Below are 18,703 nucleotides of genomic sequence, written 5' to 3' on the forward strand. Positions count from 1 at the left end.
TTTTGTAAGTCGACAGCGACGGCGCTAAGCTGTCGGCATGAGCAAAGCATCCAGTTACCCGGTTTCAGGCCGTGGGCCGGCCGATCACGACGTGCGCGACCAGATCGTGGCCGCGGCCACCGAGCATTTCAGCCGCTACGGCTACGAGAAGACCGCCGTGTCCGATCTGGCCAAGGCGATCGGCTTTTCCAAGGCCTACATCTACAAGTTCTTCGAATCCAAGCAGGCCATCGGCGAGATGATCTGCACCCATTGCCTGCGCGAGATCGAGCAGGAGGTGCAGGCAGCCGTGGCCGAGGCGGAGCTGCCGGCAGAGAAGCTGCGGCGCATGTTCAAGGTGGTGATCGAGGCCAGCCTTCGGCTGTTTTCGCGTGAGCGCAAGCTGTACGAAATCGCCACTTCCGCGGCGGTGGAGCGCTGGCAGTCGGTGGTCGCTTACGAGGCGCGCCTGCAGAAACTGCTGCAGGACATCCTGCAGGAAGGGCGTGCCAGTGGCGACTTCGAGCGCAAGACGCCGCTGGACGAAGCCAGTGCTGCCATCTATCTGGTCATGCGCCCGTACATCAATCCATTGCTGCTGCAGCACAGCCTGGAACATGCCGACGAAGTGCCTGCACTGTTGTCCGGGGTCGTGTTGCGGAGCCTCTCGCCGTAAAAAAGTTGGTGGTGACTATTGACCTTATTGGTCACAAGTCCCAGGATGCGAGCCTTCACCAGATCGCTTCGGGATTCCCATGCTTCGGCACCGTCTTGTTGTCAGCTCCGTCCTGTGTGTCCTGCCGCTGGCACTGAGTGCCTGCGGCGGGACGGCGCAGCCCGATCCCCGCACCGCCACGCCGCTGGTCCGGGTGGCCACGGTGGGCGACGCGAATGCGGCAGCGCGCAGTTTTTCCGGCACCGTCGCGGCCCGGGTCCAGAGCGATCTGGGTTTCCGGGTTGCCGGCAAGGTGTCCGAGCGGCTGGTCGATGCCGGCCAGCGGGTCAAGCGCGGCCAGGCGCTGCTGCGCATCGATCCGGTGGATCTGCAACTGGCCGCACGTGCGCAGCAAGATGCCGTGGCCGCTGCCCGCGCCCGCGCCCAGCAGACCGCCGACGATGAAGCCCGGTACCGCGATCTGCGCGGGACCGGCGCCATCTCGGCCTCGGCCTACGATCAGATCAAGGCGGCCGCCGATGCGGCCAGGGCGCAGCTGAGCGCCGCCCAGGCCCAGGCCGACGTGGCACGCAACGCCAACCGCTACACCGACCTGCTGGCCGATGCCGATGGCGTGGTGATGGAAACGCTGGTCGAGCCGGGCCAGGTGGTGGCGGCGGGGCAGCCGGTGGTGCGGCTGGCGCATGCCGGCCGCCGCGAAGCGGTGATCCAGCTGCCGGAAACGCTGCGCCCGCAGGTCGGCTCGGTGGCCCAGGCCACGCTGTTCGGCGACGCGTCCGTGACCGCCCCGGCCACGCTGCGCCAGTTGTCCGACAGCGCCGACCGGCTCACCCGCACCTTCGAGGCGCGCTACGTGCTCGATGGCGCGCTGGCGCAGGCGCCGCTGGGCACCACGGTCAGCATCCGCATCCCCGATGGCAGCGCCGCCGACACGCAGGCCGGGCTGCAGGTGCCGCTGGCCGCGGTGTCCGACGCGGGCAAGGGCCCGGGCGTCTGGGTGATCTCCGGCACGCCGGCCAAGGTGAGCTGGCGGCCGGTAAGGGTGCTGGGCCTGGACGATGACCACGCCAATGTGGCCGGCACGCTGGCACGTGGCGAGCGTGTCGTGGCGCTGGGCGCGCATCTGTTGCGCGAAGGCGAGCAGGTGCGCATCGCCGGCGGCACCGTTGCCGGCGCCAACGCAACCAAGGCGTCCAAGACCGCCACGGCGGCAGGAGCGCAGCCGTGAGCGAGGGCCGCTTCAATCTCTCCGCGCTTGCGGTACGCGAGCGCTCGATCACGCTGTTCCTGATCCTGCTGATTTCGCTGGCCGGCCTGGTCGCCTTCCTCAAGCTTGGTCGTGCGGAAGACCCGGCATTCACGGTCAAGGTAATGACCATCATCACCGCCTGGCCCGGCGCCACGCCGCAGGAAATGCAGGACCAGGTGGCCGAGAAGCTCGAAAAGCGCATGCAGGAACTGCGCTGGTACGACCGCACCGAAACCTACACGCGGCCCGGCCTGGCGTTCACCACATTGACCTTGCTGGACAGTACGCCGCCCAGCCAGGTGCAGGAGCAGTTCTACCAGGCGCGCAAGAAAGCCGGCGATGAAGTGGGCAATCTGCCGGCCGGGGTGATCGGGCCGATGATCAACGACGAGTACGCCGACGTCACCTTCGCGCTGTTCGCACTGAAGGCCAAGGGTGAGCCGCAGCGGTTGCTGGCGCGCGATGCGGAAACCCTGCGTCAGCGCATCCTGCACGTGCCGGGCGTCAAGAAGGTCAACATCATCGGCGAGCAGCCCGAGCGCATCTTTGTCGAGTTCTCGCACGAGCGTCTGGCCACGCTGGGCGTCAGCCCGCAGGAGGTGTTTGCCGCGCTCAACACCCAGAATGCGTTGAACGCCGCCGGCTCGGTGGAAACGCGCGGCCCGCAGGTGTTCATCCGCCTGGATGGCGCATTGGACAACCTGCAGAAGATCCGCGACACCCCGTTGGTGGTGCAAGGCCGCACGCTGAAGTTGTCGGATATCGCCACGGTCAAGCGCGGCTACGAAGATCCGTCCACCTTCATCATTCGCAGTGGTGGGCAGCAGGCATTGCTGCTCGGCATCATCATGCGCGACGGCTGGAACGGGCTGGATCTGGGCAAAGCGCTGGACAGCGAAGTAGGCGCGATCAACGCCGAGCTGCCGCTGGGCATGACCCTGAGCAAGGTCACCGACCAGGCGGTCAACATCGACGCGTCGGTCGGCGAGTTCATGACCAAGTTCTTCGTCGCGCTGCTGGTGGTGATGCTGGTGTGCTTCGTCAGCATGGGCTGGCGCGTGGGCATCGTGGTGGCGGCCGCAGTGCCGCTGACGCTGGCGGCGGTGTTCGTGGTGATGCTGGCCACCGGCAAGAACTTCGACCGCATCACGCTGGGGTCGTTGATCCTGGCGCTGGGCTTATTGGTAGACGACGCCATCATCGCGATCGAAATGATGGTGGTGAAGATGGAGGAGGGCTATAGCCGCGTCGCCGCCTCGGCGTATGCGTGGAGCCATACTGCCGCGCCGATGTTGTCCGGTACGCTGGTGACCGCGGTCGGCTTCATGCCGAATGGATTTGCCGCTTCCACCGCTGGCGAATACACCAGCAACATGTTCTGGATCGTGGGCATCGCGTTGATTGTGTCGTGGGTGGTGGCGGTGGTGTTCACGCCCTACCTCGGCGTGAAGATGCTCCCCGAGATGAAGAAGATCGAAGGCGGCCACGCCGCGATGTACAACACGCCGCGCTACAACCGCTTCCGCGCTGTGCTGGCACGTATTGTCGCACGCAAGTGGCTGGTCGCAGGTTCCGTGGTGGGGCTGTTCGTGCTGGCGATCGTCGGCATGGGCATCGTCAAGAAGCAGTTCTTCCCGATCTCCGATCGCCCCGAGGTATTGGTCGAAGTGCAGCTGCCGTACGGCACCTCGATCAACCAGACCAGCGCTGCCACCGCCAAAGTGGAGGCGTGGCTGGCCAAGCAGGATGAAGCGAAGATCGTCACCGCCTATATCGGGCAGGGCGCGCCGCGCTTCTTTCTGGCGATGGGCCCGGAACTGCCGGACCCGTCCTTTGCCAAGATCGTGATCCGCACCGATGACCAAAAGCAACGCGATGCGTTGAAGCTGCGCCTGCGTCAGGCCGTTGCCGAAGGGCTGGCACCGGAAGCGCGGGTGCGTGTGACCCAACTCACCTTCGGTCCGTACTCGCAATTTCCGGTGGCCTACCGGGTGAGCGGTGCCGATCCGCAGGTGGTGCGTGGCATCGCTGCGCAGGTCAAGCAGGTCATGCAGGACAGCCCGATGCTGCGCACCGTCAACACGGACTGGGGCGTGCGCACGCCCACGCTGCATTTCAGTCTGGACCAGGACCGTCTGCAGGCGGTGGGGCTGAGCTCCACCGCGGTGGCCCAGCAGTTGCAGTTCCTGCTCAGCGGTGTGCCGATCACGCTGGTGCGCGAGGATATCCGCAGCGTGCAGGTGGTGGCCCGCTCGGCCGGCGACACGCGCTTTGACCCGGCACGTATTGCCGACTTCACCCTGGCTGGCGCCAACGGCCAACGCGTGCCGCTGTCGCAGGTGGGCAAGGTGGATGTGCGCATGGAAGAGCCGATCATGCGCCGCCGCGACCGCGTGCCGACGATCACTGTCGGCGGCGATGTCGATGATCAACTGCAGCCGCCGGACGTTTCGGCCGCGATCACCAAGCAGTTGCAGCCGATCATCGATACATTGCCCCGTGGCTACCGCATCGTCGAGGCCGGTTCCATCGAAGAATCCGGCAAGGCCACTGCTGCAATGTTGCCGCTGTTTCCGATCATGCTGGCCGCCACCTTGCTGATCATCATTCTGCAGGTGCGTTCGATTTCGGCGATGGTGATGGTGTTTCTGACCAGCCCGCTCGGCTTGATCGGTGTGGTGCCAACCTTGATCGTGTTCCAGCAACCGTTCGGCATCAACGCGCTGGTGGGGTTGATTGCGCTGTCGGGCATCCTGATGCGCAACACGCTGATCCTGATCGGGCAGATCCATCACAACGAAGCCGAAGGGCTGGACCCGTTCCATGCGCTGGTGGAAGCCACCGTACAACGTGCGCGCCCGGTGATCCTGACCGCACTGGCGGCGATCCTGGCCTTCATCCCGCTGACCCACTCGGTGTTCTGGGGAACGCTGGCGTACACGCTGATCGGCGGCACCCTGGCCGGCACCGTGTTGACCCTGGTGTTCCTGCCGGCCATGTATTCGATCTGGTTCAAGATCCGGCCCGGTACCGGCAGCGATCCGGCGGCTGCGCAGCACGCCTGAGGCAGCGGCAACGGTGGCCACACCGCCGTTGCCGCCAGCTGTGGCACGCGTTCGTTGATTGCCTTTCCGCGCGCAGCCGGCGGCTGCGCATCTGATCGTCTTCTCCTCTCTTTTGAAGGGCTCCCCATGCAACAGCAAACTGTTGTGCTGATCACCGGTGTGTCGTCCGGCATTGGCCGCGTTGCCGCAGAGCGCTTTGTCCAGCGCGGCTGCAGTGTCTACGGCACCGTGCGCAACCTCGTCAGCGCCACACCGTTGGCGAATGTGGAACTGGTGGAAATGGATCTCCGCGATGCGGCGTCGGTGCAGCGCGCCGTCGAAGGCATCATCGCCCGGGCGGGCCGCATCGATGTGCTGGTCAACAACGCAGGCACCAATCTGGTGGGTGCAGTGGAAGAAACCAGCACCGACGAAGCGGCGACGCTCTTCGATACCAACGTGCTGGGCATCCTGCGCACGGTGCAGGCGGTGGCGCCGCAGATGCGCGCGCGCCGGCAGGGGCGCATCGTCAACATCAGCTCGGTCTTGGGATTCCTGCCGGCGCCCTACATGGGGGTGTACGCCGCCTCCAAGCATGCGGTGGAGGGATTGTCGGAAACGCTGGACCACGAGCTGCGCCAGTTCGGTGTGCGTGTCACCCTGGTGGAGCCCTCGTACACCAGGACCAGCCTGGGCAGCAATTCGCCGGCGGCGCAGGTTCCCATTGCCGATTACGACCGCGAACGCGGTGTGGTGGTCGGCGCGGTCACCAGGCAGATCCAGGCCGCACCGGACCCCGCTGGCGTCGCCACGACCGTGGTGGATGCGGCACTGGGGCCATGGCGCATGCGGCGTACGCCCGCCGGCCAGGCAGCGTTGCTGAGCAAGCTGCGCCGTTTCATGCCGGCAAGCGCCGTGGATGGCAGCCTGCGCAAGCAGCTTGGCTTGAAGTGAGTTGCAACGCAGCGAGCGACATCAAGGGTGGCGGTCGTGATGGATGGCAGCCGACAAGGCAACGGCGTGCGTGCGCAGCGGGCCACGCGATGGGCCAGCCGCTGTGATGCGGCGCAGCTCGCCGCAGCTGCAATGCAGTGCTGCACCCAGACGACACGCACGTGTGGGTGCAGCACGGATCTTCTGCGAAGGACGGCTCAGACCTGGTCGGTCGGCAGCACGAAGACTTCGGCGAGGTTGACGTTGCCTGGCGCCTGCGCTGCAAACAGGATGGTGTCGGCGATGTCCATCGGGTCCAGCATCTGCACCATGCCGGCATAGCCAGCCATCATGGCCTGGTATTCGGCGCTGGTGGTCTGCGCAGGCAGTTCGGTGGCTGTGGCGCCAGGCTGGATGCTGGTGACGCGAATGTTGTGCTTCTTGCCGACTTCCATGCGCAACCCTTCGGTGAAGGCGCTCACCGCGAACTTGCTGGCCGAGTAGACTGCAAAGCCCTGGCCGAAGACCTTGCGGCCGGCGATCGAAGACGTGTTGAAGATATGGCCCGAATGCTGCGCGATCATCTGCGGCAAGACCGCCGCAGTGACATTCAGTACGCCTTTGACGTTGACGTCGATCATCTGCTCCCACTCGTCGGTATGGAAATCGTCGAGATTGGACAGCGGCATGACGCCTGCGTTGTTGACCAGCACATCGATCGAGCCGCTGGTGGCCAGCAGCTGCTGCACGGCGCGGTTGACCGACTGCTTGTCTGTGACGTCCATTTCCAGCACCACTGCCTTGCCACCGGCCTGCTCGATCTCGGTCTTCAATGTTTCCAGGCGGCCGGTGCGGCGCGCGGCAATGCCAACGGTCATCCCGGCCCCGGCAAGCCGCCTGGCCGTGGCGCCACCGATGCCGCTGGAAGCGCCGGTGATCAGGGCTACTTTTTCGTGAAGGTCAGTCATCGACATGGGGAGACTCGCTGAAAGTGTTGGCGGAGGGCCTGCGGCGGCGATCGGCCGTCAAGCCGGGGAGTGGTGCCCACGAGATGATATCCATCCTATACTTAGTTTCAATTACGCACCTTGTGGTAACTAGATATGGCAGAGGAAACCTCTCCCCAGTGCAGCCTCACGCGCGTTGCAGACATCAGGACGGTGCTGGAGCCGATCGCCAACAAGTGGTCGATCATGATCATGACCGTGCTGTGCAATGGCCCGACCCGATTCAACGCCATCAAGCGGCAACTCGATGGCGTCACGCATAAGTCGCTGACCGAGGCGCTGCGGCGGCTAGAGCGCGTCGGGTTGATCAGCAGGGAAGTCATCTCCTCCTCGCCGGTGGCGGTGCAATACCGCCGCACCGCGTTGGGCGAGACACTTGAGGCGCCGCTGCTGGCGCTGCTGCACTGGTGCCAGGATCATGCCGATGAGGTGATCGCGGCCGAGCGGCGCATGGACGAGGCGGAGGTGTCCACACCGTCGGCATCAGCGACGGTGACTGTGTCTGTACAGGCCGGCTGAGCGTTGCAGCGCCGTTGCGGATAAAGGCACGTCCGTCCACCCGCTGATGTCGTCGCGTCCAGGTGCGTGCCTGGCGTATGGCCAGGCGATCGTGCGCCGCCAGGTACGCAGAGCGATCGGCAGGTGCAGGTTGAGACGCCCAAGGCGTCGACCATCTGGCACAAGGACGCCCGCCTTTGCGCCTGAAGCGCCGCGTTCGACCGTGTGGCGCAGATGCCGCAGCACTCCCTGGCTCTGGGCGCGCATGGCGTTGCAAGGTGGCCTGACTTGCGTGCAGGCGTGAGGCAGCGCGGCTGTGTCCGGGCCGCCGCACCGACGATTCACCCACAGCCGGCCGGTGGCCTCACAATAGGCGGCCAGTTCCGGAACCAAGTCGCCATGCGCAAGACCTACCAGCTCAACCTCGAAGGCAAGAACCGCGATCGCCTGCTGGAAGCCAGCAAGCACGATATCCGCAAGTACATCCGCCGCGAGCGCCGCAAGGACCTGCCGGAAGGGGCCGATTACTGGGATTTCGACATGCGCTTCGGCGTGGACGAGGCCAGCGCGCAGCCGCTGCCGCCGGCAGAGCTGATCCGCTCGATCAATGCACTCACCGGCGACGGTGGCGACCAGTTCTTCGTGGAAATCCTGCGCAAGCCCGCCAAGCGCACCCCGCGTGCCGATGGCGAGGCGCTGGCCGGCGGCGAGCTGGATTTCGAGCAGGACTGAACGCAATTTTCAGATGATCCAATGACGGGATGACTGCGCCGCCGTCAGGCAGCGCAGCCGGTGCCCGAATCGGCCATCCCCTGCACGCACCCTTGCCTCTGCGCGCCGTGCGCAGCTGCCTGGTCACTGTTCTCAAGGTCCTGCCCGCCATTCCCGGCACACCTCGCGCAGGGCGGTGCTTGCGACCGTGGCGCGTGGTGCGGCGAGCCAACGCTGCGCACCCGCTGTGCGGTCACCAGGTCTGGTGACCGCACGCCACTGTCGATTTGAACAACGCCATCCGCAACACGATCTGCCGCGCTGCCGCGCGTCAGTCCGGTTTGTTCGCGGCCTGCGCGGCCGCGCGCAGCTTGTCCTTCTTGCTGGGCCGCTTGCCCTTGATGCCGCCGTTGTCATCGGCTGGCCGTGCCAGCGCGCCTGTGGCGGGTGCGTCGCTGGGCGTGGGTTCGAAGCCGGCGATCACCTCGGCGGCGATCCGCAGGCCTTGGCGTTTTTCGATCAACCGCCACTGCTGCGCATTGTCGGCGGTGATGAAGCTGATCGCCACGCCGCTGGCGCCGGCACGTGCGGTGCGGCCGATGCGGTGGGTGTAATCCACGGTGGAGCGCGGCAAGTCGTAGTTGATCACCGCTGGCAGCTGCACGATATCGATGCCGCGGGCGGCCAGGTCGGTAGCGATCACTACTTGCACGGTCTGCTGTTTGAAGGCCGACAACGTGCGTTCGCGGCGGCCCTGGCTCAACTCGCCGTGCAGCGGTTGTGCGCTGATACCGGTCTTCTCCAGTTTGTCAGCGACCTTTTCCGCGGTGTGCCGGCTGGCGACGAACACCAGCAGCTGCGGCCAGCCGTAATCGAGCAGTAACTGGCGCAGCAGCTGCGTGCGCTGGGCGGCATCCACGGTGATGGCGCGCTGTGCGATCGCCGGTGCCTGCTCGGGTGTCGCTTCGACGGTGATGCGCAGTGGGTCGCGCAGCCGACGCTTGGCCAGCGCGGCGATGGCGGGCGGAAACGTGGCCGACACCAGCACGCTCTGCCGCTGCGCCGGCAATAGCGCAAGGATGCGATCGAGCTCGGTGCCGAAGCCCAGGTCCAGCAGGCGGTCGGCTTCGTCCAGCACCAGGGTGGTCACTTCGCCCAGGCGCAGCGCGTTGTGCTCCACCAGGTCCAGCAGCCGGCCGGGCGTGGCGACCACGATGTCGGCACCGCCGCGCAGCGCCAGCAACTGCGGATTGATCGAGCTGCCGCCGGTGGCGGCGACGATCTTGAGCCGTCGCGGCAGGTGCGCAGCCAGCTGCCGCAACGTGGCCTCCACCTGTGCGGCAAGTTCGCGGGTGGGCACCAGCACCAGCACACCCAGCACGCGCGGAGCCGTGTCCGGGGCGAGCAGGCATTGCTGCAGCAACGGCAGCGCATAGGCCAGCGTCTTGCCCGAGCCGGTCTGCGCCATCGCGATCAGGTCGCGCCCGGCCAGCATCGGCGGGATGGCCTGCTGCTGGACCGGCGTAGGCGTGCGGTGGCCGGCCTGGCGCAGCGCGGTCTCGAAAAACGGCAGTAGCTGTGGCGACAGCGAGAGGTGGGCAAATGACATGCGACGATTATCCGGCATTTGGAGCGGCCAACAGGACGTGGCGAGCAGTTGTCAGGTGTGTGGACGGCGCGCTCAGAATCGGAGTGTATGAGGAGTGCGAGCACCGGCGGCGCCCGCCCGACGGCTGCGCAGTCGCTATGTGAGCCGCTGTGACGCTGCAGCGCACGCGACGCTATGTGCGGTCATCGGTCATCCGGCGCCGAACAGCAGCGGGATGCGCGGTGGCTGCGTGCAGCGGCAGGCACGTCGGCAGATGTGATGGAAGCGCCTGGATCGAAGTGCACGCCGGTGCGGAGCGCTGCCCGCGTTTCATCCGTGCATCGATCGACAGCGCGCGTGTCCCTCCGGGACGACGTTGCGCGCCCGCCGCCTGGTCGATGCGATCACCGCCGCGCCGTGCGACAGGCCGTGCGCGGCAGCCGGCAGTGAGCGCATGTTGGGTGTCGTGACTGTTGCGGACGCGTGCAACCGATCGATTCGCATCCTGTTGCATTGCCCGCAGATGCAGCCCTGCAGCGCGGGTGTCAGGCGCCGACGCATCGCTGCGCCGGCGCCTGCATCCGCGGTTGTTGCAGATCGGCTTTACTGCGCCAGCGCCAAGTCGTCGAGCATCGCGCGCAGGAAGCGGGCGGCTTCGCCGCCGGTGGCGGCGCGGTGGTCGAAGGTCAGCGACAGCGGCATCACCTTGTGGGTCTCCACGCCGCCCATCACTGGCACAAGCTGATAGCGCGCGCGGCCGGCGGCGACGATGGCCACGCACGGCGGCACCACCACCGGGGTGGCATAGCGGCCGGCGAACATGCCGAAGTTGGACAGCGAGATGGTGTAGCCGCTGAGTTCGGAGGCGGCGATGCTGCGGGTTTCCACCTGCTGGCGCAGCCGGTTCACCCCTTCGCGGATGCCGTGCGCGTCGAGCATGTCGGCATTGCGCAGTGCCGGCACGAACAGGCCTTCTTCGGTATCCACCGCGATGCCGATATCGACCTGGTGGTGCAGGGTACGGCTGAGCGCATCGCCATCGAACCAGGCGTTGAGCGCAGGTACCGCCTGGCAGGCGCGCACGATGGCGCGTACCAGGCGCACGGTGACGTCGTTGCCGGGCTGCCATGCATGCAGGTCGGCATCGTCGTTGAGCGTGGTGGGCACCACCTTGCTGTGCGCATCGGCCATGACGCGCGCCATGTTGCGGCGCACGCCCTTGAGCTGTTCGGGCTGGCCCTTGACGCTGGTGCCGGGCGATTGGGTGCGCATCGGCTTGCCGCTGGTGGAGAGGGTGGAGCGGGGCTGGCCCTCATCCGCCCTGCGGGCACCTTCTCCCGCAGGCGGGAGAAGGGTCGCAATTGCCGGGCGATCCCTGCCGTGGTCAGCGCTCCCGGTGGCTCTGCCACCTTCAGCGAACGGACCGCGAACGAACGGATCTTCGGCGAACGCACCACTGGCGAACGCACCACCTCTCCCGCTGGCGGGAGAGGTCGGCGTGCCATGCGCGCCGGGTGAGGGCTGCGCGGTGCCTGCAGCAGCCGCCTGCTTCACGTCTGCCAGCGTCACCGTGCCGTCCGGACCGGTGGCGCGCACCTGTGCCAGGTCCACGCGCAACTTGCGCGCAAGCGCACGTACCACCGGCATGGCGCGTACGCCGCCGACTGCGATCGCCTGCTCGCTCTGCACGGTGTTGGAGCTCTGCATGGCACCCACCACGGTGCCGGCGTCGTCGCGCTCGCTCGGTGCATCGGCGCCTGCATCCGCATCGGCGATCTCACCGCCATTGTCGGACGCGACCACGCGCTCGCTGGGACCGGCCGCGCTCTGGCCGGTGCTGGGCGTATGCACCTGCGCCTGCGCGCCACCGTGGCCATGTCCGTGGCCGGTGTCCTGGCCATCGGCACGCTGCGGCTGCGAGGCATCCAGCGCGAACTGCGCCAGCATCGAGCCGGTCACGATCACATCGCCGGCCGCACCGGCCAGCTTGACCACGGTGCCGGAAAACGGCGAGGGCACCTCGACCACCGCCTTGGCGGTTTCCATCGACACCAGCGGGTCGTCCAGGCGCACGCTGTCGCCCTCCTTGACGAACCACTCGACGATGGTGGCATCGGGCAGGCCTTCGCCCAGGTCGGGCAGGTGAAACGTCTTGCTTTCGCTCATGGCAGATTCTCTTGTGCCGCCGGCAATGGCGGCAGGGTGTCTTCGAGGAGTTCCAGGTCGGCCGCCGGTAGCCAGCCCTGCGCGCCATCGGCACGCTCGGACCACCACCAACCGCCGTGTTCGTGATGCAGCAACACGTCCTCGCCTGCCTGGGCATCGAGTTCGCGTGCGTCGTAGTCGCGCAGGGCTTCGGCCCGGCCGTCACCCAGCGGGCGCAGCCAGGCCAGCGGCGCCCAGCCGGCACGGCCACCATCGGTGCTGACCCAGGCAAACGCCGGCCATTCTTCGTCGCGCACGCCCACGCTGACCTGCTGGCCTGCCTGGAAGCGGACCGGGTTGGCGTAGGCGGCGCGGTGCTCGCACAGCAGACGGGCGCGCATGTCAGCCGGCAGCCACCGCACGCCGCGCAGCGGTGACGATGCGCTCCACGCTCGGCAGGTACTTCATTTCCAGCCGGAACAGCGGGATATGCGTGTCGTAGCCGGTGACGCGTTCGACCGGGGCCACCAGGTCGTACATCGACTGCTCGGCCAGGCGCGCGGCGATTTCTGCACCGAAACCGGCAGTACGCGGCGCTTCCTGCACGATCACGCAGCGGCCGGTCTTGGCCACCGACTCGGCAATGGTGTCGAAGTCCAGCGGGCGCAGCGTGGCCACGTCGATGACTTCGGCGCTGATGCCTTCGCCGGCGAGCTTGTCGGCCGCTTCCAGCGCTTCCTTGACCTGCGCGCCCCAGGTGACCAGGGTGACATCGGTACCGTCGCGCAGCACGAAGCACACATCCAGCGGCAGTGCTTCGCCATCGTTGGCCACCACTTCCTTGTACTGGCGATAGATGCGCTTGGGCTCCATGTAGATCACCGGATCCGGGTCGCGGATCGCGGCCAGCAACAGGCCATAGGCGCGCTGCGGCGAGGACGGCAACACCACGCGCAAGCCGGGCACGTTGGTGAAGATGGCCTCGTTGGCTTCGCTGTGATGTTCCGGCGCGCGGATGCCGCCGCCCCACGGCACGCGCAGCACCATCGGGCAATGCAGGCGGCCGCGCGTACGGTTGCGCAGGCGTGCGGCGTGGCAGATCAGATGATCGACCATGGGATACACAAAGCCGTCGAATTGCGCTTCGGCCACCGGCTTCATGCCTTGCGCGGCCAAGCCAACGCTCAGGCCGGCGATGGTGGTTTCATCCAGCGGCGTATCCAGCACGCGCTCGCTGCCGAAGCGCTGCTGCAGGCCGGCGGTGGCACGGAACACGCCGCCGTTGACGCCGACGTCCTCGCCCAGCACCAGCACCGCGGGGTCGTGCTCCAGCTCCCAGGCCAGCGCCTGGGTGATGGCTTCGATCAGGGTGATGGGCGAACTCATGGCGATCTCTCCGCGCGTTGCCGCAGCGTTGTAAGGGGCACTGGCGTGCTGCGACGTGTCGGCGGGCACCTGCTTGAGCTCATCCATGACGCGACTCCAGCGCCATCGCTTCGGCGCGCTGGGCCAGCAATTCGGCCGGCGGGTCGCCATAGAGGTAATCGAACATGGCTTCCACCGGCTGCACCGGGGTGTTCAGGTACGCATTGACCTCTTCGTCGATGCGCGCGCCGCATTCGGTTTTCCAGGCGTCTTCCTGCGCTTGGTCCCACAGGCCTTGCGCGGTGAGATAGCGGCGCAGGCGCAGCAGGGGTTCGCGGGTCCAGGCCTGCTTGACCTCGTCCTCGCCACGATAGCGGCGCGCATCGTCGGCGGTGGTGTGGTCGGTGAGGCGGTAGGTCATGAACTCGATCACCGTGCCGCCGTCGCCGGCCAGTGCGCGTTCGCGCGCCTGCCGCATCGCTTCGAGGACTGCGATCAGATCGTTGCCATCGACCTGCAGGCAGTGCAGGCCGCCGGCCAGGCCCTTCTGGGCCAGCGTCTGCGCACCGGTCTGCGCCGCGCGCGGCACCGAGATGGCCCAACCGTTGTTGATCACGCACAGGATCAGCGGCAGCTTGTAGGCGCCGGCCGAATTGAGCGCGGCATAGAAGTCGGTCTTGGAACTGCCGCCGTCGCCGCAGCAGGCCACCGCCACCTGCGGCTTGCCCATCAGCTTGAACGACAGCGCCGAGCCGGCGGCATGCAGACACTGGGTGGAGATCGGCACGCAGATCGGGAAATCGATCGCCGCATCGGCATTGCGTGGGTAGTCGCTGCCGCGCTCGTCGCCGCCCCAATACAGCAGCACATCGCGCGGGCGCACGCCGCGTTCGAACATGGTGCCGTATTCACGGTAGCTGGGCGCGAACACATCGCCGCTGCGCATCGACGCGCCGATGCCCACGTGGGTGGCTTCGTGGCCCAGGCTGGCGGCGTAGGTGCCGAGCTTGCCGGTGCGCTGCAGGGCCACCGACTTGCTGTCGAAGGTGCGCACGAACAGCATGCGCTTGAACAGCGCCAGCAGGGTCTGCGGGTTGGCGGCGTCGGCCGGCAGGTCGTCGCGGACGAGGTTGCCGTCCGCGTCCATGTATTGCAGATAGTCGATCTGGAACTGCGCGGCTACGCTCATTGCGGCGACACCTTCATCAAGAAGTTTCAAATGATATGAGTTGCCATGTTAAGGACGGCGGAGCAAAACGCTGTCCTGCACCGCAGCACACAATGATGCTGGCTTGCACAAAAAAAAGGGCGCGGACCAGGCCGCGCCCTTTGTCGCAGTAAGAAACTGCGACGTGGTGCAGTGCGATCAGCGGCGGCCGGCGCCTCCGCCGATCGGGGTGACGATCAGCGCGGTGTTGTCGGACGGATTGGCATCGGGCGAGCTGGAGGTAGCCGTGGCCTGCACTCGAACCGCGCCTTCAGCCGGGATCGGCTTGGCTGCCACGCTCAACTGGAAGGCCAGTTGTGCCCCCGGTAGTACGACTGCCGCACTGTTGCACACGAAGCGGGCACTGCGCAGCGATTGCACCTGCTTGTCGCAGCGCCAGCCCTGTGGCGGCACCAGCTGCGACAACGCAGACACCGTATTGCCTTCGATCACCAGGCTGGGGCGTTGCGCAGGTGCAGCGCCCACATTGCTCACCAGTACGCGGTAGGTGGCATTGAAGGTTGTGGTCGGCAGGCTGGTCGGTCCATCGAGTCGTACTGCCAGGTCGCTGCGGGGTTGCGGACGTGCCTGTACCGTGACCGATGCGGTGTCGGTGTTGTTGCCCGGTTGTGGATCGGGCGATTGCGAGGCGACCGACCCGGCCAGCATCAAGGTGCGTCCTGCCAGTTCCGAGCCAGTGTCGAGTTGCACCGTAAAGCTCTGCCTTGCGCCAGGATTCAGCGCGGGCAGATTGCAGGTAAACGTGGTCTGCGTGGCATTGGTCTGGTTCTGGCAGATCCAACCCGTCGGCGCTGTGACACGTGCCCGCACTGGCAGGTCGAACACCAGCGCCAGCGCTGTGAACGGTGCCCGATCCGGCCCGCGGTTTTCCACATCCACGGTGTAGTCGATGCGTTCGCCTTCAGTGACCTGTGCACGTGCGGCAGTGACCGCCACGCCCAGGTCCGCGTTGACCTGCTTGCTCATGCGCAGCAACACCACGGTGGGATCGTGATCGGACAAGCGCATGGGCGTGTTGGCATCGTTGCGCGCGGTGCCGGGGAAGTCGGCATTGATCCGCGCATGGCCGACCAACAACGATGCGATCTGCGGCGTGCGCATCAATGCATCGCTGGCCAGGATGTGGTCCAGCGACTGTACGTTGCCGTCGAAGGCGTACGAGTAACTCTGGTCGGGCGTGTTGAACCAGGTCAGATCGGTGTAGTCCGGGTTGACCAGATCGGCGCCATCGCCGCCCACCACGGTCTGCGCATCCGGCGACGGTTTGCCGGTGACGGTGCCCATCGCATCCACGTAGCCGTCGTTGAACTCGAAGGCGTTGAAGTCGCCCATCACCAGGACTTTTTCGTCAGGGTTCACTTGCTGACGTGTCTGCAGCAGGCGCGCCAGATACTCGGCCTGGGCCTGGCGCTTGGCGCGGATGCGGGTACCGGCGGCATCGTCGGTGTCGGCGCCGTTGAGCGAGCGCTGATGCACCACGATGGCGGTCAGCGGCAGCACGCGGCCATCGGCCTGATGCACATTGGCAGTGAGCACCAGCGGCGGGCGGTCGTTGAGCAGGCTGACACCACCGGCCGGCTCGGTCCAGGTGGTGGTCTTGCCTTCCTGCGCAATGGAAAGCACTTCCACGCGCGGCACGCCACCGGCAACCTCGGCGGTCTTGACCAGGAAGCCAACGTCGATACCGCCGACGTCGTTGCCTTCCTGCAGATACGCCACGTACTTGGGATCCTGCTGGCCGGCGGCCACCGCGTCGGCATTGACGCGCGCGGCCAGGGTCTGCAGCACGCTGAGGTTTTCCACTTCCACCGTGCCCAGGATGTCGGGCATGTGCAGGTAGTAGCGGATCGCCAGCGAGGCCTTGTTGAGGCGGCCCTGGAACGCGGCCGGGGTGAGCACAGGTTCGCCGATCGCCGGGTCGTTCTGGTCGTCGAAGAAGCGCTCCATGTTGTAGGTCGCCACGGCCACATCGTCGGCCTGCGGCCGCGGCGCCGGGCGTGGTTGGTCGGAACCGATGCAATACACCTGCGGGGTGCGTTCCGGGTACAGCGTGTAGCGGCGGAAGCTGTAATCCAGCGGGCCGATCACGTTGGACACCAGGCAGCCGGAGGCCAGATCCAGCCGTTCGGCGCCGACGCCGGCACTGCCGACGGCGATCACTTCCGGGTTGGTGTTCCAGCGCGGCACCCCGGCAGGCGAGCCGGCCGGCAGCGGGTCGGGCAACTGCACGCCGGGCTCGCGGAAGGCGCGCGGCACGCCGGTGACCACGGCATGGAACACGCCATTGCTGGTGGCCGTGGCGTTGATCTCGTTGACGCTGCCGCCGGTGGGCGCATTGACGGTCAGGCTGGCGGCAGTGACGCGCATGCCTTCCAGCGCTTCGAGCTGATCAAAGGCGCCGTTCGGGTTGGGGAAGTCCGGGCGCAACATCACCGGCGAAGGCAACGGGTTGCCGGTGGAATCCAGCAGCACGGTCAAGGTGCCGCCGATCTCGGTCAGCGGCGGCTGGGTCGGGTCGGCGCTGGGCACGTACTCGATCACCGTGCCCTGCACCCGCACCCGGTTGCCGATGGCGGCGGCGTCCGGCGGTGCGCTGCCGGTATAGACGTAGACACCTTCGGAGGTGGCCGGGTCGCCGTCGGCTTCGATGTCCGGCGCCTGCAAGAAGAAGCCGGCGCTGCGGCGTGCAGTGACAATCCCCGAGGTGGCGACTACCTGGCCTTCCAGCGGCGAGCGTGCGCCCTTGCCCTGGATGGCGTGGATCGGCAGCAGGCTGAAGTCGTCGTTGAGGAGGGTGCCGGTGGCGCTCAGCGTGGCCGGCAGCGCGCCGGTGAGGCCGCTGATCTGCAGCGCGAAGGTCTCGTCGGGCTCGGGCGTGGTGTCGCCCAGCACGTCCACGGTGATGCTGGCGCTGCGCTCGCCAGCGGCGATCCGGAAGCTGGTGGCGGGCAGGGCGATGTAATCGCTGCCGGCGGTGGCCGTGCCATCGGCCGTGGCGGCGGTGAAGCTCACCCCGCCGGCACCGGCCGGCTGGCTCAGGCTTAGCGTAAACACGAGGCTGCGGGTGCCGCTGTTGCCTTCGGCCTGGCTGACATCGGCCAGCGTGGCGACCGGCTGGCCGCCGCCGCTGCACAGGCGTGGGGCGCTGGCGCTGTTGCGCGGTGCCGGCGCGCCGGTGGCGAAATCGGCTGCGTTGTTGTCGGTATCGGTGCAACCCTCGCCTGCGCGCAGCACCGCCAGCGTGTTGCTGGGAGCGGGGGTGGGCGCATTGCCTTCGGCGCAGCTGGCATTGCTGCCGTAGCCGACCAGGTCGGCGTTGCCGGTGGGGCAGGTGCCACTCAGGGCTGCCGCCGCCGTGCTCAATGCCACCTTGCCGGCGGTGCCGCTCATGGCCAGGGTGCCGGTGGCATCGGGGGTGGGCAACGCTACGTTGCCGCCGCTGCCATCGGCTTGCTTGACCAGGTAATAGCCGCCGGCCGGCACGCTGCCTGTTAGCGGCGTGACCTGCCAGCTGCTGCCGGCGGCCGAGGCGTACTGCACCGACCAGCCGTCCAGGCTGACCGTGGTGCTGCCGATATTGTGCAGCTCGATGAAATCGCTGCGGAGGGTGGCACCGCTATTGCCGCCACCGCCGTAGACCTGGCTGATGACGACCTGGGCATTGGCGTGGCCGGCAACTGCCAGCGCACAGCAAAGTAAGGCTGCACGACGCTGCAACACATGCATGAGATGAGAGTCCCCTGATCCGTGAGACGTGAAGCGCTCCCCTGGTCCGGCCACGTCCCTGGCCGGCAGCGCCGTTCGATTCTGCATGAATTTGCAGACCTAGGTTGACGATAAGGTGACAGCGGCGCAGCAGCCGGGACCGCGCCGGCGGCACGCCAGGTGGTTCAGGGGTGAAAGAGTTGGCCGGCGGCGCGTGGCCCGGGAGCGGCAGCCGACGGGCTGGCGAGTCTGCAGGCTACCAACGCAAACGCCCCCCGGCCCGACACCCGCCGACCCACGGCCGCGAGTCAACAAGCAGGCGGCCGACAGGCGGCCCAACCCCGGGCGTTGCGAACCGGACACGACAACCCCGGTAACCGTGCGGGCCCGCCGCTCCCGCATTCACCGATCACCGGACGTTTGGCGCCACCCCAGCGATGCCGACTACCCGGCGCGACAGCCGTGCCCGCCTCCCCAGATCGATATCCACCCAGGCACGACGTCCGGACTCCAACCGCATCCAACCGGCCACCTCAATCCGCCACGATCATCTCCGCCCTCCGCCCTCCGCCCTC

General features: G+C 67.0%; 13 protein-coding genes. 6 read left to right on the forward strand and 7 right to left on the reverse strand.

From position 1 onward, the window contains the following. The first annotated feature begins 37 nt into the window (after window positions 1-37). The 4 genes from A7D17_RS03430 (at window position 38) to A7D17_RS03445 (ending at window position 5,902) form a co-directional block, all read left to right on the forward strand. Window positions 38-655, forward strand: a complete 618-nt coding sequence (locus A7D17_RS03430) for a TetR/AcrR family transcriptional regulator (protein ID WP_064507812.1) — start codon at window positions 38-40, stop codon at window positions 653-655. Window positions 656-734: 79 nt separating this feature from the next. Next, window positions 735-1,883 (forward strand): efflux RND transporter periplasmic adaptor subunit, encoded by a 1,149-nt coding sequence (locus A7D17_RS03435; protein WP_064507813.1) that lies wholly within the window; start codon window positions 735-737, stop codon window positions 1,881-1,883. Next, entirely contained in the window at window positions 1,880-4,969 is a 3,090-nt protein-coding gene (locus A7D17_RS03440) for an efflux RND transporter permease subunit (RefSeq protein WP_064507814.1), read from the forward strand. The genes A7D17_RS03435 and A7D17_RS03440 overlap by 4 nt, the downstream gene beginning before the upstream one ends. A gap of 126 nt (window positions 4,970-5,095) precedes the next feature. Next, window positions 5,096-5,902 carry an oxidoreductase gene (locus tag A7D17_RS03445; protein ID WP_064507815.1) on the forward strand — a complete coding sequence of 269 codons (807 nt, stop codon included), beginning with the start codon at window positions 5,096-5,098 and terminating at the stop codon, window positions 5,900-5,902. Window positions 5,903-6,099: 197 nt separating this feature from the next. On the opposite strand, the gene A7D17_RS03450 is transcribed toward A7D17_RS03445, so the two are convergent. Next, the gene (locus A7D17_RS03450; protein ID WP_204377347.1) at window positions 6,100-6,855 is read right to left on the reverse strand and encodes an SDR family NAD(P)-dependent oxidoreductase; all 756 of its coding nucleotides are present in this window, start codon (window positions 6,853-6,855) and stop codon (window positions 6,100-6,102) included. 129 nt (window positions 6,856-6,984) lie between these two features. Here A7D17_RS03450 and A7D17_RS03455 point away from each other — a divergent pair, with 129 nt between their 5' ends. Further along, entirely contained in the window at window positions 6,985-7,407 is a 423-nt protein-coding gene (locus A7D17_RS03455; RefSeq protein WP_064507816.1) for a winged helix-turn-helix transcriptional regulator, read from the forward strand. 378 nt (window positions 7,408-7,785) lie between these two features. Then, on the forward strand, window positions 7,786-8,118 hold the full coding sequence (locus A7D17_RS03460) for a DUF6172 family protein (RefSeq protein ID WP_029218563.1): 333 nt from the start codon (window positions 7,786-7,788) through the stop codon (window positions 8,116-8,118). 310 nt (window positions 8,119-8,428) lie between these two features. Here the strand turns inward: A7D17_RS03460 and A7D17_RS03465 are convergent, their stop codons facing one another. The 6 genes from A7D17_RS03465 to A7D17_RS03490 all read right to left on the reverse strand — a co-directional run bounded on the left by A7D17_RS03465 (window position 8,429) and on the right by A7D17_RS03490 (window position 18,149). Beyond that, complete coding sequence (locus A7D17_RS03465; protein ID WP_064507817.1) at window positions 8,429-9,706, reverse strand: DEAD/DEAH box helicase; 1,278 nt, start codon at window positions 9,704-9,706, stop codon at window positions 8,429-8,431. Window positions 9,707-10,288: 582 nt separating this feature from the next. After that, window positions 10,289-11,851 (reverse strand): dihydrolipoamide acetyltransferase family protein, encoded by a 1,563-nt coding sequence (locus A7D17_RS03470; RefSeq protein ID WP_064507818.1) that lies wholly within the window; start codon window positions 11,849-11,851, stop codon window positions 10,289-10,291. Next, window positions 11,848-12,231, reverse strand: a complete 384-nt coding sequence (locus A7D17_RS03475; protein WP_064507819.1) for an SH3 domain-containing protein — start codon at window positions 12,229-12,231, stop codon at window positions 11,848-11,850. The genes A7D17_RS03470 and A7D17_RS03475 overlap by 4 nt, the downstream gene beginning before the upstream one ends. Before the next feature lies 1 nt (window position 12,232). Continuing rightward, complete coding sequence (locus tag A7D17_RS03480; protein WP_064507820.1) at window positions 12,233-13,303, reverse strand: alpha-ketoacid dehydrogenase subunit beta; 1,071 nt, start codon at window positions 13,301-13,303, stop codon at window positions 12,233-12,235. Continuing rightward, window positions 13,296-14,384, reverse strand: a complete 1,089-nt coding sequence (gene pdhA, locus A7D17_RS03485) for a pyruvate dehydrogenase (acetyl-transferring) E1 component subunit alpha (protein WP_064507821.1) — start codon at window positions 14,382-14,384, stop codon at window positions 13,296-13,298. The genes A7D17_RS03480 and pdhA overlap by 8 nt, the downstream gene beginning before the upstream one ends. Before the next feature lie 177 nt (window positions 14,385-14,561). Next, complete coding sequence (locus A7D17_RS03490; RefSeq protein WP_064507822.1) at window positions 14,562-18,149, reverse strand: lamin tail domain-containing protein; 3,588 nt, start codon at window positions 18,147-18,149, stop codon at window positions 14,562-14,564. Window positions 18,150-18,703: the final 554 nt, after the last annotated feature.

It is taken from the genome of Xanthomonas floridensis (assembly GCF_001642575.1).
GTDB classification, from domain to species: domain Bacteria; phylum Pseudomonadota; class Gammaproteobacteria; order Xanthomonadales; family Xanthomonadaceae; genus Xanthomonas; species Xanthomonas floridensis.

Coding starts and splice junctions, on each gene's coding strand:
- pdhA (WP_064507821.1), bottom strand. CDS start 14,384: ATGAGCGTAGCCGCGCAGTTCCAGATCGACTATCTGCAATACATGGAC.
- A7D17_RS03475 (WP_064507819.1), bottom strand. CDS start 12,231: ATGCGCGCCCGTCTGCTGTGCGAGCACCGCGCCGCCTACGCCAACCCG.
- A7D17_RS03435 (WP_064507813.1), top strand. CDS start 735: ATGCTTCGGCACCGTCTTGTTGTCAGCTCCGTCCTGTGTGTCCTGCCG.
- A7D17_RS03445 (WP_064507815.1), top strand. CDS start 5,096: ATGCAACAGCAAACTGTTGTGCTGATCACCGGTGTGTCGTCCGGCATT.
- A7D17_RS03465 (WP_064507817.1), bottom strand. CDS start 9,706: ATGTCATTTGCCCACCTCTCGCTGTCGCCACAGCTACTGCCGTTTTTC.
- A7D17_RS03460 (WP_029218563.1), top strand. CDS start 7,786: ATGCGCAAGACCTACCAGCTCAACCTCGAAGGCAAGAACCGCGATCGC.
- A7D17_RS03455 (WP_064507816.1), top strand. CDS start 6,985: ATGGCAGAGGAAACCTCTCCCCAGTGCAGCCTCACGCGCGTTGCAGAC.
- A7D17_RS03490 (WP_064507822.1), bottom strand. CDS start 18,149: ATGCATGTGTTGCAGCGTCGTGCAGCCTTACTTTGCTGTGCGCTGGCA.
- A7D17_RS03480 (WP_064507820.1), bottom strand. CDS start 13,303: ATGGATGAGCTCAAGCAGGTGCCCGCCGACACGTCGCAGCACGCCAGT.
- A7D17_RS03450 (WP_204377347.1), bottom strand. CDS start 6,855: ATGTCGATGACTGACCTTCACGAAAAAGTAGCCCTGATCACCGGCGCT.
- A7D17_RS03430 (WP_064507812.1), top strand. CDS start 38: ATGAGCAAAGCATCCAGTTACCCGGTTTCAGGCCGTGGGCCGGCCGAT.
- A7D17_RS03470 (WP_064507818.1), bottom strand. CDS start 11,851: ATGAGCGAAAGCAAGACGTTTCACCTGCCCGACCTGGGCGAAGGCCTG.